Consider the following 25,587-nt stretch of genomic DNA (forward strand, 5'->3'; position numbering starts at 1 on the left):
TTTTCATTCGTGAACATCATTTATGTTTTTTCCGTTAAGGGAGTCAGGAGGCAGCATGTCCAGAGACCAACTAACCCGGAGTGGCGGCAATAGAAACAGAGGAAGTCAGCCGTCTAGCTCCCAAGGGAAGCCGAAGAAAAAAAAGAAAAGATTCTTAACCAAAAAACGTGTGCTGTGGAGTTTATTTTTTTCAGTTGCGCTGGCTATTTTTTGTGCGCTGGGCGGTTACTTGTTCATCATGCTGAACGGCCAGAAGCTGCTGGAGGAGAACAGGGATAAGCTGACGGTGAACCCGCCGACGCAGATTTTTGACCGGAATGCCAATCTGATCGGCGAGCTGTCGCTGGAGAAGAGTGACCCGGTGGAATATGAGGATCTTCCGAAGATGCTGATTGACGCATTCGTGGCCACCGAAGATAGACGCTTCTTCGACCATAACGGGGTAGACCTCTGGTCCATCGGACGTGCGGCGATCAAGGATATTGCGGCCCGGAGTATGGTGGAAGGCGGGAGTACGATCACGCAGCAGCTGGCGAAGAATATCTTCCTCACCCGTGACAAGACCTTCTTCCGCAAGGCGACTGAGGTATCCATTGCCGTGGCACTGGAGAAGAAAGAATCCAAAGAAGAGATTATCACGATGTACCTGAACCGGATTCCGTTCGGCGGAACCACTTACGGGATCAAGGCAGCATCGATCCGTTATTTTGGCCAAAGCAATCTGAATAAACTTGAGCTGTGGCAAATAGCGACCCTGGCTGCAATGCCCAAAGGGCCATCCCGCTATAATCCGCTTCGTAACCCCGAGCTGTCCAAGGAACGCCGCGGCGTAGTGCTTCAACTCATGTATGAGCAGAAGCTGATTACCAAAGAGCAGATGGACGAGGCGAAGGCGGAGGATTATAACTACAAGCCGCCTGAGAAGAAGCAGCGTTACCAGGCATTCATCGATTATGCGATTGGTGAGGCTGAGGACAAATTCGGGCTGACCGAGGATGATCTCAACATCGGCGGGTATAAGATTTATACAACTATGGATAAGCATGCCCAGGAGACGATCGAGGATGCTTTTGCCGACAGTGATAACTTTGAGAAAAGTGTGGACGATGAGCTGGTACAAGGCTCGATGACCATTATGAATCAGGAGAACGGCAGTATCGTAGCCTTGATGGGCGGACGCAATTATGAGAAAAAAGGCTACAGCCGGATTGACGGCAGCCGCCGCTCACCGGGTTCTGCCTTCAAGCCCCTGGTATCCTATGCACCGGCACTGGAATCCGGCAAATTCACGAATGATTCCATGCTGAGCAATGAAAAGCAGTGCTTCGGCAATTATTGCCCGAACAACCTGCACGGGTACTCGAAGTCGATCAGTATGAGCGATGCACTGACGAAGTCGGAGAATATTCCGGCGGTCTGGCTGCTCAATGAGATCGGTGTGAATACCGGCTTCCAGTTCGCCAAGAAGCTGGGGATCAACCTGAAGGATGAAGATAAGAACCTGTCGCTCGCCCTCGGCGGAATGAGTGAAGGAACGAACACAATGGAGATGGCCCAGGCTTACAGCGCCTTCGCTAACGGCGGTGAGCTGCGGGAGGCATATGCCATCAAGTCGATTAACGACAAAGACGACAAGACTGTCTACAAGGCGAACACCAAGCCGGAACGCGTGATGAGTGAGCAGACTGCTTATCAGATGACTGAGATGATGCAGCGTGTTGTACAGGACGGTACAGGTAAAAAAGCGAAAATCAACCGTCCGGTAGCTGGTAAGACCGGTACGACGCAGAGTGGATATAAGGGCCTCAGCTCGAACCGTGATGTCTGGTTCGTCGGCTATACGCCGGAATGGACGGCTGCGGTATGGATGGGCTACGACAAGCCGAGCAAGACCCACCTGCTGAAGAACAGCAGTCCGCTGGCCGCTGCCTTCTGGGGCAAGGTCATGGAGAAGGCGCTCGAAGGTGTACCTGCCAAGCAGTTCCCGGTACCGAAGGGCGCTGCTGTAGAGGTAGAGGCTACACCAACACCCGAAGCGGTATCGGCGGTAACGGGCTTCCAGGCTGCATATGATCCATCTACGATGACGGTGAATATGAGCTGGAATCCTGCTGCGGCCAGCGGGGTGGAATACCGTATTTACCGCCGTGAGACCTCTGAGACGGATTTCACATCGATTATGAACACCATGGCCTCGAATATCGGGGACATCAGTGCGATGCCGGGATTGTCTTATGAATATTATGTGACTGCATATTATCAGGAGCTTGATCAGGAGAGCGAACCGTCCGAGACTGTAACTGTGTCCGTTCAGGATGAGCTTCAGACCCCTGAGCCAGAGGTAACGCCTGACCCGAATATGCCTACGGATAACCCCGATAACGGCGGCAATTCCGGAAATGGAGAGAATGGCGGCAATCCGCCAGATAATGGACCGGGTAATAACGGTTCCGGTAATAATGGACCCGGCAATCATGGTCCTGGCAATCACGGCAACGGTCAAGGGGGGGACGGCGGTAACGGAGCAGCCACATCCCCGCCTGAGATGACACCGCCGCCTGCCACACCAGAGCCATTACCGACACCTGCACCGGAGGCGACAACCGGTACGGTCGATCCCGGAATCATCCCTGACCCGAATGCCGGAACCGATCCGGCAAGTGATCCGGGCAGCGGTTTTGTTGAAGGCCCCGGCAATGTGCATTAGAATAACATGAAGTCAAATTCATAGCATTAACGATCACCCTGACAGCTCCGGGAGCTCTGCACGATGCAGAATTGCCGGATGTCGGGGTTTTCTTGTTTTGAGTGTCTCTGCAAAATGTGTTAAGCTGAATGCACCATTATCAGAAGAGGGTTATTCATATGAAACGTAAATTCGGAGACCGGGCCAACTGGCGCAGGATTACCCGCCGCCATTTTGCCTGCCGCTATGTGGAGACCCGGGAGTTCAGCGGTTATATCACACTCTACACTATATACGGGCTGAAGGAGCCGCTATGGAAGAGTTACGGCAGGCATACATACCGCATTGCGGACAAGGGATATTCATGGCTGCAGTATTTTCCCAAGGACAGCCACTATATTGTGACGGCCATGTTTGATGAACGGCAAAATATTGTGCAGTGGTACATTGACACCTGCAAGGTCCAGGGCGTGACCGATCAAGGGGTTCCCTGGTTCGACGATCTGTATCTGGATGTTGTAGTGCTGTGGAATGGTGAAGTATTTCTGCTGGATGAGGATGAGCTGGAGGAAGCGCTGGAGCGGGAAGATATCACGGACAGTGATTATCAGTTAGCCTGGTCAACAGCCAATGCAATTCTGCGTGCGATAGACGCTCATGCCTTTCCGTATTTCTCCCTTTCACTGAAGCATCGTGCCGAATTGTTTCATCACGGAGAATTTAGGAGGAAGTAGATCATGGATTGGTATGTCTACCAACGGGGTTCATCCCCGATCCGCAAAGTGTCGCGCAAGCGCCGCCACCGCACGAAGAGGGTGCTGATGGTCTCGCTGCTGGTACTGATTGTGGCCGGATTCATCTGGTGCGGAGTAGTCTTTAACAGAATTAACAGTGCAGCAACCACCTCGCCCATGGTGAAGGCGGACGCCGGAGTTATTCTGGGGATGTCGATGTGGGGCGATGAACCGAGCCCCGGGCTGAAGGAACGGCTGGATTATGCGCTTGAGCTGTATAAGTCTGGTGCATTCAGCCATTTTGTTGTCTCTGGAGGGCTGGATCAGCCGGAGTATAAGTACACGGAAGCCGAAGGCATGCAGAGGTATCTGGTTGCCCATGGAGTACCTGACAAGGTGATCTATCTGGAGGACCAGTCTACCAGCACTTACGAGAACCTGCTGTTCAGCAAGACAGTCATGCAGCAGGAGGGATTGTCTTCAGCTGTCGTGATTACCCATGATTTTCATGGCCGCCGCGCCTTGGAGACTGCGCGTAAGCTGGGGTATAAGAACCCGGAGCTTGGCGTCACGGAGTCTAAAGTGATGTCGATGCTTAAGTATAAGTCCCGCGAGATTCTGGCCTACACCAAATGGAAATTGCAGGAGCTGTCGCTGTAAATCTGCTAATTTCCAAAACTGCTAATAACGCCTTTTATACTGGAATAGACTGGTTAGAGCAAGTCAGACCTGTATAATGAGGTGAACTAGGTGAACGGACATGTAGCGGCGGCAAGCAGCGGACGGGAAGAACGCAGACCGTCCAGGCAGATTAACATTGTGCTGAATAATCAGGCTCCGGCCCCGGTGTCCGGCTTGCCGGCTGATAGCGCAGGCGGCCCGGCAGCTCCCAAGCCCGGCAGCCATAGCGGACTGTTCCAGGAGCTGAGCCGGGAGCTGGATGCACTTGTAGGTCTGGATAACATCAAAGAGCTGGTCTTCGAGATCTATGCCCTGCTGCAGGTGGCCCAGATGCGCAGTGAAGCCGGACTTGCCACCGGAGGCCAGGCCTACCATATGGTATTCAAGGGCAATCCGGGGACTGGCAAAACTACGGTTGCACGGATTGTGGCGAAGCTGTTCCAGCGGATGGGTGTGCTCAGCAAAGGGCATCTGATTGAAGTAGAGCGCGCAGATCTGGTAGGCGAATATATCGGACATACTGCCCAGAAGACGCGGGATCTGGTGAAAAAAGCGCTCGGCGGTATCCTCTTCATCGATGAAGCATACAGTCTGGCCCGCGGCGGAGACAAGGATTTCGGCAAGGAGGCCATCGACACGCTGGTCAAATCGATGGAGGACCACCGCAGCCAGTTTGTCCTGATTCTGGCCGGGTATTCCGGCGAGATTGACTATTTTCTGATGAGCAATCCGGGTCTGCCCTCGCGGTTTCCGATCCAGGTTGAATTTCCCGATTATACCATCGACCAGCTGCTGCAGATTGCCGAGCTGATGGCCAAGGACCGTGATTATATTTTGATGCCGCAGGCCATACTCAGACTCAAGCAGCATTTGCTTATGGAGAAGACAGAGAGTCTGCATGCTTTCAGCAATGCAAGGTATGTACGCAACAGTATTGAGAAGGCGGTACGCGCACAGGCTGTGCGGCTCTTGAACCAGTATGAGAGTACAAGTCCGGGCAAGCAGGAGCTGATGACGCTGCGGACCGAGGATTTCAAAGGATAGTCCAGGAAGAATAGATGAGGAGCATGGAATGAATGGCAACTACAACACATGACACAGAGACAGAAGTGCAGGACCGGGCGATTCTTGTCAGTCTGGTGACTGACAAGATCAAACGCACCGGGATCGACCCTGAGCTCTCGCTCCAGGAGCTTGTACAATTAGCAGAGACCGCCGGGGTAGAGGTGCTGGATGTATTGCGGCAGAATAAGGAGACCCCGGATTCCAGGTGGTTTATCGGTAAAGGTAAGGTGGAAGAGCTTCGGATGGCCGCTGACGGGCTTGGCGCGAATACCGCGATCTTCGATCAGGAGCTGTCCGGGGCGCAGGTGCGTAATCTGGAAGAGGCGCTGGATCTCAAAATTATTGACCGCACACAGCTGATTCTCGATATCTTCGCCGGACGCGCGAAGACCCGTGAAGGGATCATCCAGGTAGAGCTGGCCCAGCTGTCTTATCTGCTGCCGCGCCTGTCCGGACAAGGCAAGAATCTGTCGCGTCAGGGTGGCGGAATCGGTACGAGAGGTCCCGGAGAGAGCAAGCTGGAGACGGACCGCCGGCATATCCGTGAGCGGATTACAGAGCTGAAGCGCCAGCTGGATGAGGTGGTCAAGACCCGTGAGCTGCACCGTGAACACCGCCGCAAGAGCGGTGCGGTTCAGGTGGCACTGGTAGGCTATACCAACGCGGGCAAATCCACGCTGCTGAAGCAGCTGACCGATGCCGATGTGTACATCGAGAACCAATTGTTCGCTACCCTTGACCCGACTTCGCGTGTGCTTCAGCTTCCGGGCAGCAAGGAGGTCGTGCTTACGGACACCGTCGGCTTCATTCAGAATCTGCCGCATGATCTAGTAGCCTCCTTCCGCGCTACGCTGGAGGAAGTCAATGAAGCCAATCTGGTGCTGCATGTGGTGGATTCCTCTTCTCCGATGCGTGAAGAGCAGATGGAGGTCGTGCAGACGATTCTGCAGGATCTGGGCGCGGCAGGCAAGCCGCAGATCGTATTGTTCAACAAAATCGATCTGTGTCAGCCGGAGCAGCTGGAGATGCTCCCGACCGGTGAGGGCTTCCTGAAGATCAGTGCTTTTAATGAGGACGACCTCTCACGGATCACGGAGATCATCAGCGACCAGCTTGCCGGGGATACTCTTATCTTCCGCATTCCCGGAGACCGGGGGGATCTGTCCTCACTGCTCTACCGGGTGGGCGAGGTGCTTGAACAGGATTATGACGGCAGCGATGTACTCTATAACGTGCGGTTGAACAAAGAGGATTACGATAAATGGAGCTATAAGCTGGCTGAATTCGTGGAGCCGCAATAATTGCTCATCTGAACTGTTTGAAGCTGACTTGGCTGGTTAGAGAGGAAGCATCTATATCAACGCATTGCAACAGTCTGCTTTGGAGATTGATCCAGGCAGGCTTTGCTGTGCGGGTTGTGCCTGATGCATAAGCAGGAGATCATTATACAGAATGTTAGGAGAGATGAAGGGGACATGGCAGGATTTGCAGAGGATTTATTACAAGCGGCGGAAGCTGCAGAGCTAGAAATCGAGGGTGCGGTCAAGGCGCTGGACCGGATTGTGGATCATAATCAGTGGAAGGTGATCGAAGCCTTTCAGCGCCAGCATGTGAGTGATTTTCACTTCGCGGGTTCTACCGGATATGCTTACAACGACCGGGGGCGCGAGGTGCTGGATCTGGTCTATGCCGAAGTATTCGGTGCGGAAGCGGCGCTAGTCCGGCCGCATTTCGCTTCAGGAACTCATACCATATCTACCGCTCTGTTTGGTGTGCTGCGGCCCGGAGATGAGCTTCTGTACATTACAGGACGTCCCTATGATACGCTGCATAAGGTAGTTGGGAAGCCAGGAGACGGGACAGGCTCTCTGGCCGATTTCGGCATCGGCTACCGGGAGACAGCGCTGACAGAAGAGGGGAAGGTTGACTGGGAGGAGGTCGCCTTAGCGATAAATGACAAGACCAAGGTGATCGGAATCCAGCGTTCGCGCGGCTATGACTGGCGTTCGTCCTTCACGGTCGCAGAGATTGGAGAGATGGCAGCGCGGGTAAAAGCCATTAAGCCGGATGTTATCGTATTCGTGGATAATTGCTACGGTGAGTTCACCGAGACGCTGGAGCCGCCGCAGGTAGGCGCTGATCTGGTCGCCGGTTCGCTGATCAAGAATCCCGGCGGCGGAATCGCTGAGACCGGCGGTTATATCTGCGGCCGCGCAGATCTGGTGGAGCTGGCGGCTTACCGCCTGACAGCACCAGGAATCGGTGGTGAGGTAGGGGCGATGCTGGGCACGACGCGCGGCCTGTATCAAGGTCTATTCATGGCCCCGCATACGGTGGGACAGGCTGTGAAGGGCAGTATTTTCGCTTCCGCCGTGTTCCAGCGCTGCGGCTTCACGACCAAGCCTGCCTGGCATGAGCCGCGTACGGATCTGATCCAGGCGGTGGCTTTTGACGGACCTGAGCATCTGATTGCCTTCGTGCAAGGCATCCAGCGCGCAGCAGCGGTAGACAGCCATGTCGTGCCTGAGCCTTGGGATATGCCGGGGTATGAGCATCCGGTCATCATGGCGGCGGGGACGTTCATCCAGGGCGGAAGCCTGGAGCTGTCGGCAGATGCGCCAATCCGCGCACCGTATATAGGATATATGCAAGGCGGATTAACCTATTCTCATGTCAAATACGGGGTATTAATGGCCCTGCAGAGTATGAGGGAGCGCAAGCTGTTATAATTCTCTAATATATAGGAGGCAGAGGCTGATGAACGAAGCAGAAGCTATCGGAGGATTGTTGCAGAAAAGGAGTGCGGACATGGCTCCGCTGGTCGTCCTGATGTGCGGAGTAGCGGGTTCGGGCAAAACGACGTTTGCGCTTAAGCTGGAGCAGAAGGGGTTCGTCCGGCTGTCCATCGATGAGGATATCTGGAGTACACATGGCCGCTTCGGGATAGATTATCCTGAGGAAGAGTATGAATCCTTGAAGGAACAATCGGAACGCAAGCTGCGCAATGAGCTGGTGCAGCTGGTTCAGGCGAAGCGTCATGTGGTGGTGGATTTCAGCTTCTGGCAGCGGCAGCGCCGGGATGATTACAAGCAGCTGATCGAAGACCATGGCGGGAAATGGGCTGTGATCTTCCTCAAGGTACAGCCTGAAGAGTTACGGCACCGGCTCCTGCTGAGGAGCGAGCGGATGGATGCCAATGCGGCATTCACCATTACCGAGGAGATTCTGACCCGTTTCCTGAACGGATTCGAGACTCCGGCTGGAGAAGGGGAATGGATCGTTGAAGCATGACATGCCATGAAGCATGTACAGTAAGCTTTTAAGGCCCCCGCAAAGCACCTGTTTCGTCATCGGAACTAAAGCCCTGTTATGTGGGCGGGTTTTGCCTGCGGATTGCTCTTTGTGATATACTTCGGGGAACCAAATCCCATGCATCGGACACTTTGATCTCTTAATCTCACAATAGGTGAAAGAAATCTTGTGAGAAAAACTCACATACCATTGACACGCCATATAAGGAAATGTACAATGAGATGAGAAAAAGATCATTGGAAGGTTGGATGAGTCATGGGTGATGAAATCCGCAGAAATATGGCATTATTTCCTATTGGAATCGTAATGAAGTTAACTGATCTATCCGCCAGACAAATTCGTTATTATGAGCAGCACAGCCTGATCGTACCTGCGCGTACCTCCGGCAACCAGCGTTTGTTCTCTTTTAATGATGTGGAACGTCTGCTTGAGATCAAGGCGTTGATTGAGAAGGGTGTGAATATTGCCGGCATTAAGCAGGTGATGAATCCTGTCTCGAAGGAATCTGAAGAAGCTACGGTTATTACCCCTGACACAGAGGTGAGACGTAGAGAGTTGTCTGATTCGCAGCTTCACCGTCTGCTGAAGCAGGAGCTGGTTTCCGGTAAAAGACCGGGACAAGTGTCTCTGATCCAAGGTGAGCTATCCCGGTTTTTTAATAAATAATATAGAGCTGTTGAAAGGGAGAGGGTAACGTGAGCTTTACTAAAGAGGATATTCTGCGCATTTCCAAGGACGAGAACGTCCGGTTTATTCGCCTGCAATTCACCGATTTGCTGGGAACGATCAAGAATGTAGAGATTCCGGTAAGCCAGCTTGAAAAAGCACTCGACAATAAAATGATGTTCGATGGCTCGTCCATCGAAGGTTATGTGCGGATTGAAGAATCCGACATGTATCTGTATCCGGACCTGAGCACCTGGGTTATCTTCCCTTGGGTGACTGACAGCCGTGTGGCACGTCTGATTTGTGATGTGTACATGCCGGATGGCACACCGTTTGCCGGAGACCCGCGTGGTATCCTCAAGCGTTGTCTGCAGGAAGCGGAAGAAATGGGCTTTACAGCTATGAATGTTGGACCGGAGCCGGAATTCTTCCTGTTCAGAACAGACGAGAAGGGCGATCCGACTACAGAGCTGAATGACCAGGGTGGATATTTCGATCTGGCGCCAATGGATCTTGGGGAGAACTGCCGCCGCGAAATCGTATTGACACTGGAAGAGATGGGCTTTGAAATTGAAGCCTCCCACCACGAAGTGGCTTCCGGCCAGCATGAAATTGACTTCAAATATGCCGATGCCATCAAGGCAGCGGATCAGATTCAGACCTTCAAGCTTGTCGTGAAGACGGTAGCCCGCCATCACGGCCTGCATGCAACCTTTATGCCTAAGCCGCTGTTCGGTATGAACGGATCTGGTATGCACGCTCACCAATCCCTGTTCAAAGGGAAAGAGAATATGTTCTACGATGAGAGCGATAAGCTGGGCCTTAGCAAGACAGCCCGTTATTACATGGCGGGGATTCTGAAGCACGCACGTGCTTTTGCAGCCATCACTAACCCGACTGTCAACTCTTACAAACGTCTGGTGCCTGGTTATGAAGCACCTTGTTATGTAGCTTGGTCTGCAAGTAACCGCAGCCCGATGATCCGTATTCCGGCTTCGAGAGGACTTAGTACACGCGTTGAGGTTCGTAACCCGGACCCTGCGGCTAACCCTTACCTTGCACTCGCTGTTATGCTGAAGGCAGGTCTGGATGGAATCAAGCGTCAGCTCGATCTTCCGGCTCCTATCGACCGTAACATCTATGTGATGTCTGAAGAAGAGCGGATTGAAGAAGGCATCCCAAGTCTGCCGGCCGATCTGAAGGAAGCCCTGAACGAAATGATCCGCAGCCACGTGATCACAGAAGCCCTCGGCGAACACGCCCTGGCCCACTTCTACGAGCTGAAGGAAATCGAATGGGATATCTACCGCACCCAGGTCCACGAGTGGGAAAGAGATCAGTACATGACGCTTTACTAGGATACAGCAGCCCCCGGCGCTATTCGCGCTGGGGGCTTTTTTTGTGTGTGGTCGGCGTGGACAGTAGGGGCAAAAAATTAATAGTGCCCACAAAATGCCCACAAACTTTCGGTTGGTGCATATGCAGCATAATTTATAAGGGAGCAGACCCTATGACTGAGACGATCGATATGTTAAACATATGCAAATTAAGACGAAAACGAGGACTCTGGTATAGAAAATTTGCCAAGTCGACATTGATTTTCATCCCCCAAATCGAAAGCTGATACTATGGCAACATATGGTATTCCTTCGTTATTCCAAACGATATCATGAATAAAAATAATCTGACCTTTTGGGAGAGTAATCATGTCGGCTACATCTAAGTCTGATTTCAAAGTTTAAATTTGACCGACAATCTCAGGAAAGTTTACAGGGCGATGATAATTATGATAATGGTAATATACCATGGAGATTCTCCTCGTTTCCTTAAAATAAAACACAATTATTTTATATTCATGGGCATGTATTTATGTTCCAAAGGTTGAAGTGAAGGATGCGAATAACAATGATGATAAAAGATAATATACAGCCAGTTGATGATTACGATCTGATTGACAAAGATCCAGAGGAATTCAAGCGGCGAGGTATGGAAGCCTACAGCATAACCAAATCGCAATTATCCGTAGTTACTCCGTATGAAATCCACTCTATACTAATTCCCCCCCCAAGAATGATCTTGCAGATATAACGAAGGCCTATCAGGTTCAATTCTTTATAAGCGCTGACGCCTCGGCACAAGCAACCACATTTCCAATCTGCCAGCTAATGTACTCATAGCCAAAGAGACAGGCATCTTAATTACATGTTCTATAAACGAGTCACAGACGCTGTACAGCATACGGCGAATAATGTGGTAGATCCACCTGAACAGATGATAGTGCAGCTTCTATTCATTAGAGAGCGAAAGTACCGGTATAAAGATGCTGTGGAATACATGCGTAAGGGATATAAGACAGTCGCTGCTTCACTTCTTGTAATTTTGTATGTCATATTTGGCGAAATGGGATATGCTTTACCTCTTTTACGCTTTCTGCGGGGGAATAAAAATTCGAATTCTGCAGAGCTTGATCTTGAAGAGGTCGGTATTCACTCTATGAGAAAGACATTCTGCTGCAGATTGCACCTGTAAACGAAGGACATAGCGTTACTATTGGGTCACTTCAATCATTCGGAGTAAAAGATGACTTTGAGTATGTAGGGCTACTACAGGACACCCTAGACGATGCTTTGGAGGACTTTGAGCAGTAGTGAATGAACTACAACGGAGGCATGATGAATTCATTTCAGGGAATGAAGAACAAAACAAATACTATAAAGGAAAATCCAAATTTAACAAAAGGCATGCAATTCGTATTGAAAACAATTAAAACAATAATTAATTTTATAATACCGCGGACACCCTAAGCTTGGCTTAAACCTGGGGGTTGTTTTTTTGTAACTTTTGAGCAATTTAGACCCTTCAAAAGTGAATCCTACTCAAATAAGTAGTAAGGCTACGGCAGCTACCACAAGGAAAAGAGTAAAGCCTGGTAAGTGAATGCGGGAGGATCGAGAACTGGACTTACGATGAAGCCGAGGATCGCTGGACATGCCTAGAAGGACGAATGCTGTATTTCCTCAAAGAGATAGCATGGATTTGTTAGAAAGCGGATACGAAATTCGGAAGTGTCATTATCGAAGCCAGAACTGCGAAGGATGTCTGCAAAGAGAAAGCTGCGCGAAGGCAAGTGAAAATTGGTAATTTGTGGTTAGCTCGGAACGATTGCGGTTCCAAAAGCAGGATCGGGAGATGTTGCAAAGTGAGGAGTGATACCACTTAGCCGTTCGCTGAATGACGGAGCCAGAAAGCGTATTTGGACAACTGAAGAACAAACGGAACTTCCGACATTTTCTAATTCGCGGTATTGAAAAAGTGACGCAGGAGGTCAGTTGGCTCTCGCTTTCGATACAAGCTGCAAATGACCAAAAACGCAGAGCAGCGAATTCCCAATAACGGGAATCGCTGCTTTTTTGTATTTTAAGCTTTTGAAGATAGAGGCCTGTCTCTGCTAGTATACGTTTGGGACAACCCCTTCGTGTACTAATAATAGTAGATTCAGTGGCCGTGGTGATGTTCGTGGACAGCCCAATGAGCAGGCTCAAAATGATCATGATTACCGTGTTGATCAAAATGTCCTGGGATTGAAATCCAGTGATAACCGTGAGGGACTTGTCCTTGAGGTGGCTCTCCACTTATTGTCTGCATAGGTTCTTCATAAAAACCAATATGAGCCTCTTCATGTTCCCCCAAATCAAAATGTCCATTGTGAAATCTTACTTCATAATGCTCAGGAATTGATATCTCACGCATTGCTCGTTCTCCTTTCTATTTTGAAATCGAATATATAATGATCAAAAACTTATTTGATTATCAGGATTTCATAATGTTGTCACAAAAAAACAATTCGAAGAGGGTCCTTGTGGATATTAGAATCATACCAATTGAACCGTTCAATGCAACTGCTGACAATCCGCGAGCCGTCTTCAACCTGAAAATCCTGAGTATGAAAAGCTTCGCCGCAGCCAGGATGAGTTCGGTTATATTTGATCCAATCGTGTGGAACGGGCAGACTCGGTCATCAGCGGTAAAAGCTTGATGCTCAACGAGCAGGACTACTCAGAACTGGTAATGTCGGTAATCAAACTGAACCCAGAGCGGTTGCTGAACATTGCCTTGAACATAGTATCTGGCCGATGGAATTCAGATGCCCTTGCTCATATTCTTATTGAGTTGCAGCAGGATGGGGTAAACACTTCTCTCTCAGGATTTGATGAAGTCGCCCTGGAATAATTGCTTTGGTGACATCCGTATTCCAAACTTTTACACCTGGACTCCCGAAGATCAAGCGATTTTGGCGTGTTGAGTTTAAAGCTGGTAATTTGTTTGCACTGCGGAGAGGAATTCGAACATGATTGATCTAAAAGTGAATTGGGCGACACATGCCGAGGTAAAGTTTGCTAGTGAGAACTTCCACTACAGCCTCAACAACATCATGGTGGGATCTATCAAGCTACCAATTGGGTTTATGAAGGGAAGACCGGAGAGAAGAAGTAGCCAGAGGGAATCGCAAGTTCTCCTTGGCTACCATTTTATATTGTGCTGAAGACATACCAAAAGAACAGACTTCCCAAAAATAGCACAGCAGTCATGCCAAGAAGCACTCCAATAATGACTTTTTCAGATCTGTTATATTTCTTCACAATGATCCCCCGATGTTCTTAGATTATTCTTCAATGTGAACCGAGGACCGGAAGGCGTACCATAGCAGTCCATAAGCTATTCCGAAGTAAAGGAGTACACCCAGTATGGATATGGACAGAAGAATGATGATAACTTTATTTCCATTCATACATTTACCTCCTAAATAAAAAACTCTCCCGATTTTTCGTGTGGGGGAGAGACTGAAAATGAAGACTGAGCAAAGCCCTTACATAATAATATAAAGGAATTATAATTCCAGATCAATCCACTTTATTTTACATACTATTCCATCTCCTATATACTTAACCAGAAGAGAATTCTAGTGGCAGACATGGGAGTGGATCATGAAGAATACATATAAGGTGATGCTTTCGCTGATGCTCGCCCTGGCGTTGATAGGTCCGGTGGCTGGGGCGGAAGGAGCGGCTTTGCCAGCGGAGACCCAAGCGAGGCTTATGGAGCAATATGGGCTGGATGCGCCGGCTCTCCCGTTGTGGGATTGGAGCAGCGTTGATGTCGGGGGCAGTGGAATTACAGGTGGGATGCTGTTCGTGTGCCGGCTGATGTTGAATCCGCTGGGGTTCTTGTTGCAAGAGATGCTGTATATTCTGTAGTTGAGGGGGAAAAGAATGAATTCGCGTTATGATACGCCAAGTCCTGCACGCAGAGTCCGCAGGAGATCGGGCGGTAAGTCGTTACTGGTCCTTATCCTTGTTCTGGTTGTGATGGCTGTTACGAATCCGGGGAAGGAAGCATTCAGTGAGTATTTTATGAAGAATCTGGAGAATACGCTTGATCAGGAAATAGGCGACGGAATTAGCAAACTGGTGGCCCAGCCTGTAATTGAGTCATTGACCAAGAGGGATAACTACATTTTGTTCTCGGTATTCAGTGTACCGGACCTTAAGAATACCAATTTTTTTACCGGGGATGGCGGGGCCACGAAGAAGTATATCGGATTGTTTAAAATCATGTTCATTAAGCTGTAAATATGGTTTACATATTGTTCCATAACCCGGTATAATTGAATAGATTCGAGACGGAATCTTTAATATGGTTGTGGAACAAGGAGGAACGAAGTTGAATACGGCTTATAAAGTACTGTCCAGTGATGCTGATCTATTCGCTGCCGCACTGGCACAGGTACAGGTCTACGTCGTTCAGCTGGTTGATGGCAAACCGCATGTGATTGCTGATTATGCCGGACCTGTACAGAAATGGACACCGGAGTACATAGTGCTGGCCGGAATGACTTATAGACGCGATGAATTTGAATTCCGGGTACGATTGAACAAGAAGTGAGCATAATTCGCTACCCGCTACCTGCGGCTCTAACATTACTGCCGAATCACACAATCTTTGGAGCCATTCTTGGCATCTCTTATACTATCCAAGTGTAAAAGAGGTGTAAAGATGAGCCAAAGAGAACGTAACCGGATTCGCAGAGCCATTAATGTCCTGCTTACACAGCGGGCTGTCCTGCTGGAGAGACTGGAAGAAATCAATGAGAATCTGCGCAGAGTGCCTAGAGGTTCGCGGGCCAGAAGAGAGCTGCTGGCAGCCAGAGAATCGATCCGCGAGGCCATCCGTTTGAATACGGTGGCTATCCGTCTGTTGAGAAGTGTGCTATAGTCTGTATCCGCTCTAATTCATAGGAGTAACAGGAACCCTTGGGGCGCAATCTGGCGTCTCAAGGGTTTTTGTGACGTTCCTATTCCCGGATGGTGACACGGGTACCTATGGGAACGAGGGCGGCCAGAGCCAGAACATCTGCGTTATACATGCGTATACAGCCGTGCGAGACCATATGGCCGATGGAGGATGGGTTATTGGTTCCGTGGATGCCATAATGCGGCTTAGATAGCCCCATCCAGAAGGCACCGAATGGACCGCCCGGATTGGGCTGCTTGTTAATGATGGTGTATTCGCCTACAGGCGAGACGGTTAACATTTTACCGATGCCGACAGGGAAGCCTCTGGTGACAACGTCATTATCCAGCAGGTACAGCATGCGCTGTGACAGATCGACGATAATTCGGTAATTGGGCATACAGATCAGCACTCCTTTGTAATCAGGATATGTGCGGAGCGGTGCAGCGGTTCACAGAAAAGTGGCTAAAAATCCAATTACGAACAAATGTTTGCGTTGGGCTTTTTGGCGACTATACGAAATGAACAGAAAACAGGCTGCTTCGCATGGTGCGGAGCAGCCTGTTCTTAAGCGGGGAGTAGATTAGTGGATATCGCGGAATAATCCGATGACCCGTCCCAAAATCGTAACGCGGTTAAGGCGGAGAGGCTCGTACGCCGGATTCTCCGGTTGCAGCCTGATATGATCCCGTTCCTTGTAGAAGGTCTTGACAGTTGCTTCATCTTCATCGGTCATCGCTACAACAATATCGCCATTGTCGGCAGTCTGCTGCTGGCGTACGATGACATAATCCCCGTTCATAATTCCGGCATCCACCATACTATCACCAAGGACAGATAGCATAAATACCTTGTTATCGCCTACATAATGAGCAGGCAATGGGAAGTAATCCTCAATATTCTCTGTTGCAGTAATAGGAACACCAGCTGTAACCTTACCCACTACCGGGATGCGGGTAACGGTCTGGACGAATTGATGCACATTCTCTGAATCTTCCTGGCCGAGTAATTCAATGGCACGCGGCTTCGTTGGGTCACGCCGGATCAGGCCCTTCTTCTCTAGCCGGTCCAAGTGACCATGCACGGTAGAACTGGAGGCCAGGCCGACAGCCTCGCCAATCTCGCGGACGGACGGAGGATAACCCTTGCTGCGGACTTCATTACGTATAAATTCCAGGATCGCCAGCTGACGACTAGAAATCTTTGACATCGGAATCAACCCCATATACTATGTTTGGGAAAATTATAACATAGAACTTCCGTTCGTACAAACATAAGTTCTAAAATGAGGAAAATATGAGAACGGAAAAATAGAGAACAAACGTTCCGAGAAAACTATTGATCGAAACACATGTTCGTGTTATATTATTTTCGAAAGCGAGAACAAGTGTTTGGAGGATGATGATCATGTTAAAGTATAGTACATACAACAGCATCTACAATAATGAGGATATCAAGGTGTCTGCTACCGGCAATCCAACTGCTAATAGTAATGTAACCAAGATCAAGGACGCAATTCTTCATAGTCTCGCTGCGCTCTCATCGCTATTCCGTCAGGTCAGCCTGATGAAGCTGCTCCTGGTGCTGATGCTTGTTATTTCGGGATTCACTGTGGTGGGGAATGTTTTTGCCGGTTCGGTCTCTTCAATGAAGCCGGATAAGCGGATCGTAGTCGAGCGTGGAGATACCTTATGGAGCATTGCGTTAAGTAACAAGCCTGAGGACATGAAGACAGCCGTATATATAGAAGGAATAATGAAGACGAATCATTTGGAGAACAGCGTCATTAAGGCCGGAGATATTCTGACTTTACCTTTATACTGAAGGAATGTGTCAGACTAATGATCGACTGTGAGAGCTTTCAGGGGGTAGACCTTGACAAGCTCTTTTTCTCATGGCAAAGTTAAAATGAATTTAGAGGGAGGGAAACGTATTGAATATTGACGAATTGGTCGCACGCATCAATGAATTGGCACGCAAAGCTAAGAACGGCGGCCTGAATGAAGAGGAACTGGCTGAACGTGCCAAGCTCCGCGAGATTTACCTGGGGAATATCCGCACTAACTTTCGGGCCCAGCTTGATACTATCGAAATTGTGGACAATCCGGAGCATGAAGAAGGCAATAACGGACTTAAGCATTAGCCTGTTGCCTTTTCATAGATAATACAGGATGACTAGGGGGAACTTACATGGCCCGTTCTTGGGAAAGAATGGTTCAACGCAACACGAAGCAAATTAATCAGCAACGAAAGAAGCAGGGGAAGGATTCCATTTACACTTCCAGCACTAAGACTGCCGCGAAAAGCATCGATATTTTCAAAGGCCGCAATATTGTATTCCCCGTTGTACTGATGCTGCTTGGCATCATGTTCTGGGTGGTCGGCTCGATTGATGAAGCCAAAGGAAGCGGGATTCTGGCCAACTGGCTGGGGGTAGTGCTGTATTTCCTGCTCGCTGCGCTGCTGTTCTTCCGCCGTCCGTTCCTTAAGGTTGAGCGTGCGCGTATCTCTACTATTAAATACAACCGCGAACGCTTCCTGGCTGCGGCGGATATTGAGAAGATCACCTTATCGCGCAGTGTAGTTACCATTAAGTATAAGGGTAAGCGCAAGCAGTGGATTTTCTCCAAGCTGATTAACCGTTATGACACCGCAGCGATGGGGGAACGTCTGGAGCAGTTCGCCAAGAACAACAATATTGAACTAGTGCACGAATAAGAAGACATACCAGCATATAGGGAGTGGGAGAACAAATGCCGATTACCGCCGTACTATTTGACCTTGATGATACCCTGCTGTGGGATGACCGCAGTGTAGAAGAAGCCTTCCGCTATGCTTGTGAGGGGGCTGGAGATTCCATTGATCCCGGGGATCTGGAAGCTGCTGTACGCAGAGAAGCCCGTGCACTCTATGAATCCTATGAGACGTATCCGTTCACGAAGCTAATCGGTATTAACCCGTATGAAGCGCTATGGGCAAACTTCACTGCCGGTGAACAGCCGGAGTTCCGTCAATTGGAGCAGCTTGCCCCCGTCTACCGTAAGGAATCCTGGCGCCGCGGCCTCGCTTCACTCGGGGTAGAGGATGAAGCGCTTGCTGCACAGTTGGCCGACAACTTCGCCGCTGAGCGCCGCAGCCGTCCCTATATCTATGAAGAGACGCTTCAGGTGCTGGACGAGCTGCGCGGTAAGGTGACGCTGCTGCTGCTTACGAACGGCTGCCCGGCACTTCAGCAGGAGAAGCTGGACGGTGTGCCGGAGCTTACCCCGTATTTTGACCATGTTGTGATTTCAGGAAGCTTCGGCAAAGGCAAGCCGGACAAGGGAATCTTCGAGCATGCGCTCGGATTGCTGGATATTACTCCAGAGCAAGGGATAATGGTGGGCGATAAGCTTACGACAGATATTCTTGGCGGCTTGTCTGCCGGACTGACCACAGTCTGGATCAACCGAAATGCGAAAGCATCGGACCCGGAGATTACGCCGGATTACCAGATCAGCCATCTCTCCGAGCTTCTGCCGCTGGTAAACTCCCTATAATTGAATTTTATGAAGCCAGTATCCTATTTAGTGGATATTGGCTTTTTTATATCTGCTATATTGTTTGAACTTGAAAATATACTGTATAGGGAAAAGTGGCGGAGGCGAATTTGGGAACAACAAAATACTTGAATCAATGATATGACTATTCTCATGTTCTGGAGTGAATCATGCAGCTTCTTTAAGGCAAATTGAATAAAATGTGTATAATAAGGAGAGTAGCGATCTGACTTTCATTGTAATATAGAATTGGTATGTTCGTGGATGAAGAAGAATCTACCTATGAACCGGGAGGACTTCGGATGATGAAGCCAAGGATACGCAGGGGACTTATATGCATTGTGATGGGGATGACGCTAGCCGGATGTTCAGGGAATAAGGAAAATGAGATGCAGATGCATGCTGCGGCCAATTCCTCCATGTCACCGATTAAGGTTGAGCTGAGCTGGACCCCGGAGGAAGTAACCGCAGGGACGGCAGTTAGCTTCAAGGCTGTGGTGACACAGGACGGTGAACCGGTGGATGACGCCAGAGAAGTAATGTTTGAGGTCAACGAGGCCGCAGATAAGAGCAAGAAGGTTGAAATCAAGGGTGAAAGTACCGGAGAAGGGGCTTATGTCGGGGAACATACCTTTGAAGAGGCGGGCGAATTCAGTATCACTTCACATGTGACTGCCCGGACGCAGCATTCCATGCCAAGCAAGAAACTTGTGGTAGCGCCGTAATAGAAATGAAATCAATGGAAATACAAATAATGCAGGGTGGAAAGGAAGGCTTTCCGAAATCCCTTTATTCTGCTAAAATTACTCTAATGTTTCACTGGGGGGATGGAAAGTGGCCAAATACACACTTGCTGAGAGCTTGCAGCAGCGCATATTGATACTGGATGGAGCAATGGGTACCATGATTCAACAGGTGCCGCTCACCGGCGAGGATTTCGGCGGGGATGACCTGGATGGCTGTAATGAAATGCTGGTCCTGACCCGGCCGGAGGTTATTCAGGACATTCATGAGAAATACCTGGAGGCCGGTGCGGATCTGATTGAGACAAATACCTTCGGTGCCACCTCAGTGGTGCTTGCCGAATATGATATTCAGGACCGTGCCCGGGAGATTAATCTTGCGGCAGCCAGACTTGCACGTAATGCCGCTGATAAATATGATACACCGCAGCGCCCGCGTTATGTGGTAGGGGCTATGGGACCAACCACGAAAACGCTATCTGTCACCGGGGGAGTCACGTTCAAGGAGCTTATAGACAGCTATGAAGAACAGGCGGTTGCCTTGATCGACGGCAAGGTGGACGCCCTTCTGCTGGAGACATCCCAGGATACCCTGAATGTAAAGGCCGGAAGCATTGGCATCCGTAATGCCTTCGAGAAGAGCGGAATTACGCTGCCGGTGATGATCTCGGGGACCATTGAGCCTATGGGAACCACACTGGCCGGACAGAATATAGAAGCCTTCTATATTTCGCTGGAGCATCTGAAGCCGGTGTCCATCGGATTGAACTGTGCTACCGGACCGGAGTTCATGCGTGACCATATCCGTTCGCTGTCCGCGATCTCTTCAGCTGCGGTCAGCTGCTACCCGAACGCAGGTCTGCCGGATGAGAACGGGAATTATCATGAATCCCCGGATTCCCTGGCCCGTAAGCTGGGCGGCTTCGCTGAGAAGGGCTGGCTGAACATTGCCGGCGGCTGCTGCGGAACGACTCCTGATCATATCCGGGCGATGGCTGAAGTGATGGCGGCTTACCCGCCGCGTAAGCTTGACGGCCAGCATCCTCCGGCCTTGTCGGGGATTGAGCCGGTGTATGTGGAGAGTGAGAACCGCCCGTATATGGTCGGTGAACGGACCAATGTCCTCGGTTCCCGGAAGTTCAAGCGTCTAATCGCCGAGGGGAAATATGAGGAAGCTTCGGAGATTGCCCGTGCCCAGGTGAAGAGCGGCGCACAGGTTATCGATGTCTGCGTGCAGGACCCGGACCGGGATGAGACGGAAGACATCATGCGGTTCCTGGAGCTGGTCGTGAAGAAGGTCAAGGTGCCGTTAATGATCGATACGACGGACCCGAAGGTCATTGATCTGGCCTTGCAGTATTGTCAGGGTAAAGCTATCATTAACTCCATTAACCTTGAAGATGGTGAAGAAAAGTTCGAGCATGTCACACCTCTGATTCATAAATACGGAGCAGCGATTGTTGTAGGCACCATCGACGAGACCGGCCAGGCCATCCTGGCTAAGGACAAGCTGGAGGTTGCCAGACGTTCCTATGATCTGCTGGTCAACAAATACGGTCTGGCTCCCGAGGATCTGATCTTCGATACTCTGGTGTTCCCTGTAGGAACCGGGGATGAGCAGTATATCGGCTCCGCGAAGGAGACGATTGACGGTATCCGTCTGATCAAGGAGGCCATGCCTGCTGTTCATACGATTCTCGGCATCAGCAATGTCTCCTTCGGTCTGCCGGAAGCCGGCCGCGAGGTGCTGAACTCGGTGTTCCTGTACGAGTGCACCAAGGCCGGTCTGGATTATGCTATTGTAAACACTGAGAAGGTGGAGCGGTATGCATCGATCCCTGAAGAGGAGCGCAAGCTCGCTGAAGAGCTGATCTATAATACGAATGACGATACCTTGTCAGCGTTCGTGGCGGCTTTTCGAGGCAAAAAGGTGGAGAAGAAGGAGAAGATCTCCAATCTCTCCTTGGAGGAGCGCTTAGCTTCTTACGTGGTAGAAGGCACTAAGGAGGGGCTGATCCCGGATCTGGATGAAGCGCTCAAGACCTCGGCTCCGCTGGAGATCATTAACGGACCGCTGATGGCAGGGATGTCTGAAGTCGGACGGCTGTTCAATAACAATGAATTAATCGTGGCAGAGGTGCTCCAGAGTGCGGAGGTCATGAAGGCCTCTGTAAGCCATCTGGAGCAGTTCATGCAGAAGGATGAGACCTCGGTTAAGGGGAGAATCATGCTAGCTACCGTCAAGGGTGATGTGCATGATATCGGTAAAAATCTGGTCGAGATTATTCTCTCCAACAACGGTTATGAGATCGTGAATCTGGGGATCAAGGTTCCGCCAGAGAATATTATTGAAGCCTTCCGCAAGGAAAAGGCTGACGCCATCGGCTTGTCGGGACTGTTAGTGAAGTCGGCGCAGCAGATGGTGCTGACTGCGCAGGATCTGCGGTCCGCCGGTATTGATGTGCCGATTATGGTGGGCGGCGCAGCTCTGACCCGCAAATTCACCAAGACCCGAATCCGTCCGGAATATGACGGACTCGTCCTATACGCGAAGGATGCCATGGATGGTCTGGATATTGCCAACCGGCTGATGAATCCGCTGGAGCGGGTGAAGATTGAGGAGGAGGTCCGCCAGGAGGCTGAGGCTGCCGTAGCTGTCGCTCCGCAAGCGCCGCTTCCCGAGCTTACGCGTGCAGTCCGCTCCAAAATCTCGGCTGATGCCCCGGTGTTCATCCCGCCTGATCTGGAGCGTCATGTCCTGCGGAATTATCCGCTGGGACATGTGATTCCTTATGTGAATATGCAGATGCTGCTCGGCCATCATCTCGGTCTGCGCGGCTCTGTAGAGGCGCAATTGGCAGCGCGGGACCCGCGTACGGTAGAATTGAAAGAGACCGTGGACGATATTCTGCATCAGGCGATGCTGGAAGGCACGATTGTGCCGCATGCGATGTATCAGTTCTTCCCGGCCCAGTCACGCGGGAATGACATTCTGATCTATGATCCGCAGGATCAGGCTAAGGTGCTGCATACTTTCACCTTCCCGCGCCAGAATGTAGAGCCGTATCTCTGCCTTGCAGACTTCCTGAAACCAGTGGAGAGCGGAGTCATGGACTATGTGGGCTTCCTGGTGGTTACTGCGGGCCATGGCGTCCGTGAATTATCGACTGTACTTAAGGATAAGGGAGATTATCTCCGTTCCCATGCGTTGCAGGCAGTCGCTCTTGAGGTCGCGGAAGGTCTGGCTGAACGTGTCCATCATATGATGCGCGATACCTGGGGGTTCCCGGACCCGGCAGATATGACTATGAAGCAAAGACACGGCGCACGTTACCAGGGGATCCGGGTATCCTTCGGCTACCCTGCCTGCCCGGATCTGGAGGATCAGGGGCCGTTGTTCAAGCTCCTGAAGCCTGAAGATATCGGCGTGCAGCTTACCGAGGGCTTCATGATGGAGCCGGAGGCCTCGGTCTCGGCAATGGTCTTTGCCCACCCGGAAGCGCAGTATTTCAATGTGGAGAAGCTCTAAGCCTTCCACAGATTAACCGGCCAGAAGGGGCGTTGCCCCGACTTTTCGGAACCTCCCGTTACCGGGAGGTTTTTTGCTGCAAATATAAGAATTTATATGTTCACGCTATAATTATCCTTCTATTTCTCGCCGGAACGGTACCGTCCTTTAAAAGGACGGCAAAGCCGTTTCCACTTGAAAAGATGCTTTTGCAGCCAAAACAGAGTAGAATTCTTGTCATAAGAACGGTCAAGATCACAAAAAATAATAAAGACATCAGGGCGAGAGAGAGGAGGGGCATAATGGAAATCTATTTTCTCGGCACGAATGCCGGGGTGCCGACGCTGCAGCGCAATGTGACGTCGGTTGCACTCCGGCTGCTTGAAGAACGGCGTACCTTCTGGATGTTCGACTGCGGGGAAGGGACACAGCATCAGGTTCTGCGCTCGCCGCTGCGGCTGGGCAAGCTGGAGAAGCTGTTTATCACCCATCTGCACGGTGATCATCTGTTTGGACTGCCCGGACTCATCTCCAGCAGGGGCTACCAGGGCGGGACTTCACCGCTTACGGTGTACGGACCTCCCGGGCTCAAAGCATATCTGGACATATCGCTGTCCGTCAGCCAGTCCCGCATTCCTTATAAGCTGGAGATTGTGGAGCACAGCGGCGGGCTGATTTTTGAGGACGAGACCTTCAAGGTGGAAGCGGGACTGCTGGAGCACCGGATTGACAGCTATGGCTACCGGGTCACGGAGAAGGACAGTCCGGGTAATCTGAATACGGAGCTGCTGAAGAGCTATGGACTGAAGCCGGGACCGCTGTATGGCCGGTTAAAAAAAGGCGAGGATATCACTACTGATGAAGGCGTGCTGATCCGGGCGGCCGAGGTGATTCATGCGCCCAAGCGCGGACGTATCGTAGTTATTCTGGGAGATACCCGGCCTTGTGCGGGCTCACTGCCGCTGGCGCAGGATGCCGATCTGATTATTCATGAAGCGACATTTGCCCATGAGCTGGCGGAAATGGCTCATCAATATCATCACAGCACAGCACAGCAGGCTGCGGAACTGGCAAGGGATGCAGGCGGGGCTGAGCTGCTGCTGACCCACTTCAGCTCGCGTTACACTTCACAGGAGGAGCTCGCTCCGCTGCTGAAGGAAGCGCAGGGGATCTTCCCGAATACACTGCTGGCAGAAGAATTCTGCACCTTCCCCGTCTACCGGAGAACCCCGGGAAATGACGCTGCGGACTGAATTATTTTCCGGGAAAGCGCAGGAAGTGACAGGCCTGTGCCAAAAATAGCCGGGGGCCGCAGGAGTTCGCTAGCGTTCGACGAAGAACGTTAAATTTAAAGTAAACCCTAAGGATTAAGCGTACGAAGCAGTAGAGAAAATGCCGAAACAAAGCGGCTAAAAATCGCAGGCAGGCGGGTAATAATTCCATTCGCAGCGCGCTTCCCGGAGAAGCTGCCGCTGCTCCGAAATATAGTTCATAGGATTAATAATTAATAGGATGAATCACTCAGTTCGAGTCGACAGGAGGAATTATGAACAATATCGGAGGCTTGTTAATTGATCTGGACGGCACCTTGTATCATGGCGGCAGAATGATCCCCGGGGCCCAGCGGCTGATCGCGGCGCTTCGTGCGGCGGAGATTCCGTTCCTGTATGTGACGAACAACTCTTCAAGAACACCAGCCAGTGTAGCTGCGCATTTGCGCGGAATGGGCATTGAAGCTAGACCCGAAGAGGTCTGCACATCATCGCTGGCTGCGGCCCGTTATATTGCCGGAGAATCTCCTGGAGCATCCGTGGCGATACTTGGAGAAGAGGGGCTGGTGGAAGCCTGCACAGCGGCAGGGTTAACCCTGGTCACCGATCATCCGCAGTATGTCGTGCAGGGGATCGACCGTTCTTTTACATATGAAGCACTGGCCCGTGCTTCACGCTGGATTCGGGAAGGGGCGAGATTCGTCCTGACCAACCCCGATCTGATGCTTCCGTCTGATGATGGAGTGATGCCTGGTGCCGGTACGATAGGTGCAGCTATTGAAGCAGCCAGCGGTGTGGCGCCCGTGGTCATCGGCAAGCCCGAGACGCACCTGGTTACGTATGCGACGTCACTGCTCGGTATCAAGCCGGAGGATGCGGTGATGGTGGGCGACAATATGAGAACGGATATCTTGGCGGGTGCTAATGCGGGCTGCCGGACTGTGCTGGTGCTTACGGGACTTACGACCCGGGATAATCTGGAGCATTACCAGCAGCTGACCGGAGTCAAGCCTGATGAAATTTGTGCTGATTTAGCTGAACTTATGGTACTGCTCGGTGTATAATGACAAAGGTGACCTTTTGACCATCCA

The 25,587-nt window shown here is 50.9% G+C and carries 26 protein-coding genes; 22 read left to right on the forward strand and 4 right to left on the reverse strand.

From position 1 onward, the window contains the following. Positions 1 to 55 precede the first annotated feature (55 nt). The 9 genes from MKX42_RS15820 (at position 56) to glnA (ending at position 10,502) form a co-directional block, all read left to right on the forward strand. On the forward strand, positions 56 to 2,707 hold the full coding sequence (locus MKX42_RS15820; protein ID WP_340753316.1) for a transglycosylase domain-containing protein: 2,652 nt from the start codon (positions 56 to 58) through the stop codon (positions 2,705 to 2,707). 158 nt (positions 2,708 to 2,865) lie between these two features. After that, positions 2,866 to 3,420, forward strand: coding sequence for a DUF402 domain-containing protein (locus MKX42_RS15825; RefSeq protein WP_076079356.1), 555 nt, complete (start codon positions 2,866 to 2,868; stop codon positions 3,418 to 3,420). Between the two features lie 3 nt (positions 3,421 to 3,423). Continuing rightward, a complete protein-coding gene (locus tag MKX42_RS15830; RefSeq protein WP_340753317.1) occupies positions 3,424 to 4,080 on the forward strand; it encodes a YdcF family protein in 657 nt (218 codons plus the stop codon). Positions 4,081 to 4,170: 90 nt separating this feature from the next. Next, positions 4,171 to 5,145 (forward strand): AAA family ATPase, encoded by a 975-nt coding sequence (locus tag MKX42_RS15835; RefSeq protein WP_340753318.1) that lies wholly within the window; start codon positions 4,171 to 4,173, stop codon positions 5,143 to 5,145. Positions 5,146 to 5,177: 32 nt separating this feature from the next. Further along, a complete protein-coding gene (gene hflX, locus MKX42_RS15840; RefSeq protein ID WP_340753319.1) occupies positions 5,178 to 6,467 on the forward strand; it encodes a GTPase HflX in 1,290 nt (429 codons plus the stop codon). Between the two features lie 174 nt (positions 6,468 to 6,641). Continuing rightward, complete coding sequence (locus MKX42_RS15845) at positions 6,642 to 7,895, forward strand: methionine gamma-lyase family protein (protein ID WP_340753320.1); 1,254 nt, start codon at positions 6,642 to 6,644, stop codon at positions 7,893 to 7,895. Between the two features lie 28 nt (positions 7,896 to 7,923). Next, on the forward strand, positions 7,924 to 8,457 hold the full coding sequence (locus tag MKX42_RS15850) for an AAA family ATPase (protein ID WP_340753321.1): 534 nt from the start codon (positions 7,924 to 7,926) through the stop codon (positions 8,455 to 8,457). Between the two features lie 276 nt (positions 8,458 to 8,733). Continuing rightward, complete coding sequence (locus MKX42_RS15855) at positions 8,734 to 9,144, forward strand: MerR family transcriptional regulator (protein WP_019910684.1); 411 nt, start codon at positions 8,734 to 8,736, stop codon at positions 9,142 to 9,144. Positions 9,145 to 9,173: 29 nt separating this feature from the next. Continuing rightward, positions 9,174 to 10,502, forward strand: a complete 1,329-nt coding sequence (gene glnA, locus MKX42_RS15860) for a type I glutamate--ammonia ligase (protein WP_340753322.1) — start codon at positions 9,174 to 9,176, stop codon at positions 10,500 to 10,502. A 2,137-nt stretch (positions 10,503 to 12,639) separates the two neighbouring features. Here the strand turns inward: glnA and MKX42_RS15865 are convergent. Next, positions 12,640 to 12,894: a hypothetical protein gene (locus MKX42_RS15865; RefSeq protein WP_340753323.1), complete on the reverse strand. Its 255-nt coding sequence runs from the start codon at positions 12,892 to 12,894 to the stop codon at positions 12,640 to 12,642. A 246-nt stretch (positions 12,895 to 13,140) separates the two neighbouring features. On the opposite strand from MKX42_RS15865, the gene MKX42_RS15870 reads away from it, so the two are divergent. After that, positions 13,141 to 13,374 (forward strand): hypothetical protein, encoded by a 234-nt coding sequence (locus MKX42_RS15870; protein WP_340753324.1) that lies wholly within the window; start codon positions 13,141 to 13,143, stop codon positions 13,372 to 13,374. Between the two features lie 433 nt (positions 13,375 to 13,807). On the opposite strand, the gene MKX42_RS15875 is transcribed toward MKX42_RS15870, so the two are convergent. Next, positions 13,808 to 13,933, reverse strand: coding sequence for a hypothetical protein (locus MKX42_RS15875; RefSeq protein ID WP_340753325.1), 126 nt, complete (start codon positions 13,931 to 13,933; stop codon positions 13,808 to 13,810). 196 nt (positions 13,934 to 14,129) lie between these two features. Between MKX42_RS15875 and MKX42_RS15880 the strand changes: the two genes are divergently transcribed. From MKX42_RS15880 to MKX42_RS15895, 4 genes are all read left to right on the forward strand, one after another. Then, positions 14,130 to 14,399 (forward strand): hypothetical protein, encoded by a 270-nt coding sequence (locus MKX42_RS15880; RefSeq protein ID WP_340753326.1) that lies wholly within the window; start codon positions 14,130 to 14,132, stop codon positions 14,397 to 14,399. Positions 14,400 to 14,414: 15 nt separating this feature from the next. Next, complete coding sequence (locus tag MKX42_RS15885) at positions 14,415 to 14,774, forward strand: DUF4359 domain-containing protein (protein WP_340753327.1); 360 nt, start codon at positions 14,415 to 14,417, stop codon at positions 14,772 to 14,774. A gap of 91 nt (positions 14,775 to 14,865) precedes the next feature. After that, a complete protein-coding gene (locus MKX42_RS15890) occupies positions 14,866 to 15,087 on the forward strand; it encodes a hypothetical protein (RefSeq protein WP_036695469.1) in 222 nt (73 codons plus the stop codon). 111 nt (positions 15,088 to 15,198) lie between these two features. Beyond that, positions 15,199 to 15,417: a hypothetical protein gene (locus tag MKX42_RS15895; protein WP_036695468.1), complete on the forward strand. Its 219-nt coding sequence runs from the start codon at positions 15,199 to 15,201 to the stop codon at positions 15,415 to 15,417. Positions 15,418 to 15,496: 79 nt separating this feature from the next. Here the strand turns inward: MKX42_RS15895 and MKX42_RS15900 are convergent, their stop codons facing one another. Continuing rightward, positions 15,497 to 15,835: a L,D-transpeptidase gene (locus tag MKX42_RS15900; RefSeq protein WP_340753328.1), complete on the reverse strand. Its 339-nt coding sequence runs from the start codon at positions 15,833 to 15,835 to the stop codon at positions 15,497 to 15,499. 183 nt (positions 15,836 to 16,018) lie between these two features. Continuing rightward, a complete protein-coding gene (gene lexA / locus MKX42_RS15905) occupies positions 16,019 to 16,645 on the reverse strand; it encodes a transcriptional repressor LexA (RefSeq protein ID WP_340753329.1) in 627 nt (208 codons plus the stop codon). A 197-nt stretch (positions 16,646 to 16,842) separates the two neighbouring features. Here lexA and MKX42_RS15910 point away from each other — a divergent pair, with 197 nt between their 5' ends. From MKX42_RS15910 to MKX42_RS15945, 8 genes are all read left to right on the forward strand, one after another. Beyond that, the gene (locus tag MKX42_RS15910) at positions 16,843 to 17,259 is read left to right on the forward strand and encodes a LysM peptidoglycan-binding domain-containing protein (protein WP_340753330.1); all 417 of its coding nucleotides are present in this window, start codon (positions 16,843 to 16,845) and stop codon (positions 17,257 to 17,259) included. Positions 17,260 to 17,368: 109 nt separating this feature from the next. Next, entirely contained in the window at positions 17,369 to 17,578 is a 210-nt protein-coding gene (locus MKX42_RS15915; RefSeq protein WP_036695465.1) for a DUF896 domain-containing protein, read from the forward strand. A gap of 47 nt (positions 17,579 to 17,625) precedes the next feature. Then, positions 17,626 to 18,153, forward strand: a complete 528-nt coding sequence (locus tag MKX42_RS15920) for a hypothetical protein (protein ID WP_036695464.1) — start codon at positions 17,626 to 17,628, stop codon at positions 18,151 to 18,153. Positions 18,154 to 18,188: 35 nt separating this feature from the next. Then, a complete protein-coding gene (locus tag MKX42_RS15925; protein ID WP_340753331.1) occupies positions 18,189 to 18,974 on the forward strand; it encodes an HAD family hydrolase in 786 nt (261 codons plus the stop codon). A 302-nt stretch (positions 18,975 to 19,276) separates the two neighbouring features. Beyond that, entirely contained in the window at positions 19,277 to 19,699 is a 423-nt protein-coding gene (locus MKX42_RS15930) for a FixH family protein (RefSeq protein ID WP_340753332.1), read from the forward strand. 169 nt (positions 19,700 to 19,868) lie between these two features. After that, positions 19,869 to 23,246, forward strand: a complete 3,378-nt coding sequence (metH, locus tag MKX42_RS15935; RefSeq protein WP_445669378.1) for a methionine synthase — start codon at positions 19,869 to 19,871, stop codon at positions 23,244 to 23,246. A 281-nt stretch (positions 23,247 to 23,527) separates the two neighbouring features. Further along, positions 23,528 to 24,478, forward strand: a complete 951-nt coding sequence (rnz, locus tag MKX42_RS15940; RefSeq protein ID WP_340753334.1) for a ribonuclease Z — start codon at positions 23,528 to 23,530, stop codon at positions 24,476 to 24,478. Between the two features lie 293 nt (positions 24,479 to 24,771). Then, on the forward strand, positions 24,772 to 25,560 hold the full coding sequence (locus MKX42_RS15945) for a TIGR01457 family HAD-type hydrolase (RefSeq protein ID WP_340753335.1): 789 nt from the start codon (positions 24,772 to 24,774) through the stop codon (positions 25,558 to 25,560). Positions 25,561 to 25,587 lie beyond the last annotated feature (27 nt).

This window comes from Paenibacillus sp. FSL R7-0204 (assembly GCF_038002225.1).
Taxonomy (GTDB): domain Bacteria; phylum Bacillota; class Bacilli; order Paenibacillales; family Paenibacillaceae; genus Paenibacillus_AQ.